Source organism: Streptomyces sp. SYSU D01066-1, from assembly GCF_054956795.1.
Genome location: NZ_JBUDHV010000087.1, coordinates 1 through 850 on the forward strand (window position 1 = coordinate 1; position 850 = coordinate 850).

The following is an 850-nucleotide window of genomic DNA, read 5'->3' on the forward strand; positions in this document are numbered from 1 at the left end:
CACCGGCACCGGCACCGGCACCGGCACCGGCACGACTACGGGCACGGACGCGGGCGCGGACGCCAACCCGACCTCCCACGCCCCCCGCGGCCCCCACGACACCCCCAGCACCCGACCCCCCGGCCGCCACCGCCCCGCACCCCACCGCGACCCCGCCCACGACCAGCCCGCACCCCTCACCACCACCCCCGCACACCCCCACACCTGGCACCACCTGCGCCCCCACGCCACACCCGCCACCCTCCACACCGAACGCTTCGACCCCCACGCCGACCCCCTCACCGACCCACCCCGCCCCGGCACCCTCTCCGGAACCACCACCCTCATCCGCGCCCAGATCCGCCGCATCCAGACCCCCACCGGCCACTGGGTCCGCGACCACACCCTCAACCTCCCCGTCACCACCACCGACCCCACCCACACCACCCAACTCCAACAACGCCTCAAAACCCTCGCCGACACCCACCTCAACAACCGCTACCTCCTCCCCACCTCACACGACCAGTTCCACCTCAACATCAACCTCATCAACGACCCCACCCACCCCGAAACCATCACCCTCACCCACACCCCCCACCCCACCCGCCCCAACCAACGCCACCTCGACCTCAACCACACCGACACCCAACTCCTCCACGAACTCCTCCACTACCTCGGCCTGCCCGACGAACAACACGACAACGACCACCTCTTCCGCAACCACCCCCACTCCACCGCCGTCCACACCGACGGCCTCATGGCCACCACCACCCCCACCACACCCATCCCCCTCCGCTACCTCACCACCATCGAAAACACCACCGACACCCACACCCGACTCCACGACCACCACCACACACACAACACCCCC

1 pseudogene is annotated in these 850 nt (G+C 70.2%); it reads left to right on the top strand.

Going from position 1 to position 850, the window contains the following annotated elements:
- A pseudogene (locus ACY1JF_RS31905) lies at nt 1-850 on the top strand (hypothetical protein); the annotation flags it as partial.